The following is a 4956-nucleotide window of genomic DNA, read 5'->3' as shown; positions in this document are numbered from 1 at the left end:
ATTTGTGTCTTGATTTATGATGATAATACATACGAACGGGTAATGCCCGTTTTGTAAATATCTTAAATCGATGTACCTTACTTCGATATGTGACGTATCGACTTGTGTGATTTCATATCGGTAAATACTTGAAAAGTACGTAAACGCATTAAAGTCTTTGTTGGACTTTACGATTTCGTATAACTCTTCTTCAAGTGGACCGACTTTGTCGAACTCATCATATATAACGACTTGTGTTTTAAACGCTCGACCAACGACAAACTTGTCTTTTGTGACGAGCGCGATACGCCACTCGAAAAATTTAATCGTCGGCATGACAAATAGTCTTAGAATTTCAGAATTTGGTAACAGACGACTGACTTTTTTCATCAGTATGCGTTTATACATTGCACGCATGACATAATAAATAGCGAGTATGCTATAAATAACGAAAAATAGTATGACTGGGTTAAATCCAAATGCCCATAAAACTAAATATAGTGAAAGTAATATTAATATTGGAATATCGATCGTGTTGATAATACCGAGTTGAATCCACCGGTTATCAAAAAATCGCAACGCTTGCGTACCGTACATATTAAATATGTCGACAAAGACATGTAAGAACACAGCGAGCAACGACCATAAATACATATGGAAAAAATCTAGGCCGAATATTACGTTTGACAATGTCGCGAGTAGAAGCGGCCAAATGACAAACGTAAAAGGTAAACTATGTGTTAACCCGCGGTGGTTTTTAATGTACGTCGCATTATCTTTTGCTTTTAATACCGTATCGATATCCGGGATTAAACTTGCGGCAACCATCGTTGAAGCGAACCCAAAAGTGACAGCGTCAACGTGTGGATCGATTGTTGCGAGTCCAACGAGCGTACCACCCATTAATCCGTGTGTTACAGTATCCATATATAAAACCTCATTTAATAAATTAGAATAGGTGAAAAATTTGAATTATAAATTGTTTAACGAAGCACTTCTAGATTGGTATTATGAAGTGCGCCGTGATTTACCGTGGAGAGAAACTTCAGATCCTTATAAAATTTGGCTATCTGAAGTGATGCTCCAACAAACTCAAGTGAAAACCGTCATCCCTTATTATAATAAGTTTATCAAAAAATACCCAACACTTGATTCAATTGCGAACGAAAATAGCGAATCGCTACTGAAAGAGTGGGAAGGGCTTGGTTATTATAATCGTATTCGTAATTTCCACGAAGCAGTTAAAGAGGTCCAATCAAGTTATCAATCTGAAGTCCCAAATCAACCTGAAACGTTCTTCACATTAAAAGGTGTCGGACCGTATATCGGCGGTGCCGTTCAGTCAATCGCATTTAACCATAAAATTGCCGCAGTGGACGGGAATGTCCTTCGAGTCATGACAAGACTCACTGAAGACTCTAGAGACATTTCAAAACAAAAGACGATTTCCTCAATTAAATCACATATAGAAACGTTTATGCCAGAAAGTGCGGGTGATTTTAACCAAGCGATGATGGAACTCGGTGCAACCGTTTGTACACCACGTGCACCAAAATGTATTACGTGTCCAGTTCAAGCACACTGTGAATCGTTTAAAAACAATACTGTTAATCTATACCCGTTTAAGAAGAAAGCTAAAGCTAAAAAAGAGTTGTATTTTAATGTCTATCTTATCCTAAATGATCAGAATGAAATCTATCTCTATAAAGAAACGAAAAAATTACTACAAGGCATGTACAAATTTCCAAAATTTGACGTTGACACGAGTGTAGAAACGATAGAGGATGAATTACACATTGAATTATCTCAACCTCAATTTTTAGCTGAAGAAAAGCATATATTTACTCACAAAGTATGGTATATGAATATATACGTCGTTCATACGACGTCTACAAATGACCATTTTGTACGACTAAATGAAGTGCGAGAACTTCCGATGAGTGTTGCGATGCAAAAAGTATATAAATATATCGATGAAACGATTTAGTAAAGTTCGTATGTTGAATGTGATATACTAACAAAGTAAAAAGAGGTGTGGCGAATGATTAAAGAAACCATACCGAAAACGGGTGAGACTGTCAGAATTCAAAGTTATAAACACGACGGTAACATTCATAGAGTGTGGAAAGAAACGACGATTTTAAAAGCGACAGATAGTATTATCATCGGTGGTAATAATCATACACTCGTCACTGAAAGTGATAATAGAAAATGGGTGACGAGAGAACCTGCGTTAGTTTATTTTCATAAAGAGGCATGGTTTAACGTCATTGCGATGTTTAGAGAAGACGGCGTATATTATTACTGCAATTTAGCTTCTCCATACGTATACGATGGTGAAGCGATTAAATACATCGATTACGATTTAGATATTAAATTATTTCCTGATGGAAAATACTTTTTACTCGATGAAGATGAATACATCCAGCATAAAAAAGAGATGAGATATAGTAAAGACATCGATGATATATTGCACTACCAAGTTGACACACTCCAAGAATGGATCGAAGAAAAAAGAGGCCCGTTTGCGGAAGATTTTGTACACATATGGTATAAACGTTATCAAGAATTAAACCAATCGTAAGATTGGTTTTATTAGTGTAGGGGGGATTTCTTGGTTAAACGGTATTTAAAATTTGTTAAACCGTATACGTGGCACGTGATTTTAACGATTATTATCGGGATTATTAAGTTCGGTATTCCATTACTCATTCCGTTACTCATCGCGTACACGATTGACGATGTCATTCTCGTCGACAATTTAACAAATGATGAAAAACTCGATAAAATGTGGCGCGTACTCATGTTGTTTGGTGTCATATTCGTCTTAATTCGTCCACCAGTCGAGTATTTAAGACAATATTTAGCACAGTGGACGAGTAACAAGATTTTATATGACATTCGTCATTATTTATATGCACATTTACAACGTTTAAGTTCGAAATATTACGCGAACAATAAAGTTGGTGAAGTAATTTCACGCGTCATTAACGACGTAGAACAAACGAAAAACTTTATCGTCACTGGACTTATGAATTTATGGTTAGACTTAGTCACAATTTTAATCGCATTAGGTATTATGTTTACGATGAACGTTCAGCTCACGCTCGTATCGATGATCATATTTCCGTTTTATATTTTCGGCGTATGGTATTTCTTTTCTAGACTGCGTCATTATACGCGTGAACGTTCACAAGCAGTCGCAGAATTACAAGGGTTTTTACATGAGAGAATTTCAGGTATTAACGTGATTAGAAGTTTTGCGATTGAAAATTACGAACAACAACGATTCGATAAAGTAAACGATAACTTTTTAAAGAAAGCAACTACGCATGCAAAATGGACAGCGTATAGCTTTATGACGGTAAATTCGATTACAGATTTAGGACCGTTACTCGTCATTGGTTTTGGTGCATATCAAGTGATTGAAGGAAACTTAACGGTCGGGGTACTCGCAGCGTTTATCGCATATTTAGATAGATTATATGGACCGCTTCGTCGTCTCGTTTCTTCGTCTACAACGTTAACGCAAAGTATCGCATCGATGGACCGTGTGTTCCAGTTGATCGATGAAGAGTACGACATCGTCAATAAAGAAAATGCATATGAATTAAAAAATGTTAAAGGTGAGATCGAATTTAACGACGTATCATTTAAATATAATGAAGATGCACCACTCGTTTTAAATGATGTTAATGCAAATATTGGTGTCGGAAAAACTGTCGCGTTTGTTGGAATGAGTGGTGGGGGTAAATCTTCACTCGTATCACTCATACCTAGATTCTATGAAGTCTCAGACGGACAAGTTCTAATTGACGGACACGATATTAGAGACGTCACGTTACATTCGTTAAGAGATAATATCGGTATGGTTATGCAAGATAACATTCTCTTTTCCGATTCGATTAAAAATAACATTTTACTCGCAAAACCAGATGCGACTGACGAAGAAGTGTACCGTGCAGCAGAGCGTGCGAATGCTTCGACGTTCATAGAGAATTTACCAAATGGTTACGATACAGAAGTCGGTGAGCGCGGTGTGAAATTATCTGGTGGTCAAAAGCAAAGAATCGCAATTGCTAGAGTCTTCTTAAAAAATCCACCGATTTTAATATTAGATGAAGCGACAAGTGCTTTAGACTTAGAAAGTGAAGCGATTATACAAGAGACACTAAAAGAACTTGCACACGACAGAACGACAATTGTCGTTGCGCACCGACTCTCTACAATTACACATGCAGACACGATTTACGTCATCGAAAACGGTCAAATTGTAGAAAGTGGTACGCATGAAGAGTTACTTGCTAAAAATGGTGCGTATTATAGACTTTATAGTATTCAGGACGTTGAAGTATGAGTTATTTAGATCTTGAGTTTTTATCAGAAGATACGTTAAAAGCAGCAAAAGAGTTACTCGGTAAAAAAATCGTAACGTATACAAATGGGGTAACAACGAGTGGGTATATTACTGAAGTGGAGGCATATTTAGGTACGAAAGACCGTGCGGCACATACGTTTAGTGGTGTAAAAAATAAAAAGAACAGTACGATGTTTGAACCATACGGTCATATATACGTGTATACGATGCACGGACATCACTGTATGAATTTTGTCACGACTCATGATCTACCTGAAGGGATTTTAATTCGAGGAATAGAACCTGCTGAAGGCATTGAGGAAATGATTTTAAGGCGTGGTCGAGAAGTGAATCTTACAGATGGACCGGGTAAATTAACTCAGGCACTTGGTGTTAAAAGAGATACGCATAACGGCAAGCTATTAAATACAGGGTATGTCGATATATATGACGGCAAAATCCCTAAAGAAATCGTAGCGACACCACGAATTGGTATCGATAATAAAAAAGAAGCGGTAGATTATTTATACCGCTTCATCGTAAAAGGCAATAAACATGTCAGTCGTTTTAAAGGAAAACAAGATGAAAATAATGGCTGGAAGTAAAAAAAACGTTCGATG

At 36.8% G+C, this 4956-nt stretch carries 5 protein-coding genes; 4 read left to right on the top strand and 1 reads right to left on the bottom strand.

The annotated features are described in order from the left end of the window. A partial coding sequence (locus TJ68_RS00920; protein ID WP_040928244.1) for a metal-dependent hydrolase occupies positions 1–906 on the bottom strand: 906 nt, incomplete at its 3' end. 40 nt (positions 907–946) lie between these two features. Between TJ68_RS00920 and mutY the strand changes: the two genes are divergently transcribed. From mutY to TJ68_RS00900, 4 genes are read left to right on the top strand one after another with little or no spacing between them, the layout of a single operon-like run. Then, positions 947–1966 (top strand): A/G-specific adenine glycosylase, encoded by a 1020-nt coding sequence (mutY, locus tag TJ68_RS00915; protein WP_040928243.1) that lies wholly within the window; start codon positions 947–949, stop codon positions 1964–1966. A gap of 54 nt (positions 1967–2020) precedes the next feature. Further along, a complete protein-coding gene (ntdP, locus tag TJ68_RS00910; RefSeq protein WP_040928242.1) occupies positions 2021–2563 on the top strand; it encodes a nucleoside tri-diphosphate phosphatase in 543 nt (180 codons plus the stop codon). Positions 2564–2593: 30 nt separating this feature from the next. Then, complete coding sequence (locus TJ68_RS00905) at positions 2594–4336, top strand: ABC transporter ATP-binding protein (RefSeq protein ID WP_040928241.1); 1743 nt, start codon at positions 2594–2596, stop codon at positions 4334–4336. Further along, positions 4333–4941: a DNA-3-methyladenine glycosylase gene (locus tag TJ68_RS00900; RefSeq protein ID WP_040928240.1), complete on the top strand. Its 609-nt coding sequence runs from the start codon at positions 4333–4335 to the stop codon at positions 4939–4941. The genes TJ68_RS00905 and TJ68_RS00900 overlap by 4 nt, the downstream gene beginning before the upstream one ends. Positions 4942–4956: the final 15 nt, after the last annotated feature.

Source organism: Nosocomiicoccus massiliensis (assembly GCF_000438455.1).
Taxonomy (GTDB): domain Bacteria; phylum Bacillota; class Bacilli; order Staphylococcales; family Salinicoccaceae; genus Nosocomiicoccus; species Nosocomiicoccus massiliensis.
This window is presented reverse-complemented; position numbering and strand designations above follow the sequence as displayed.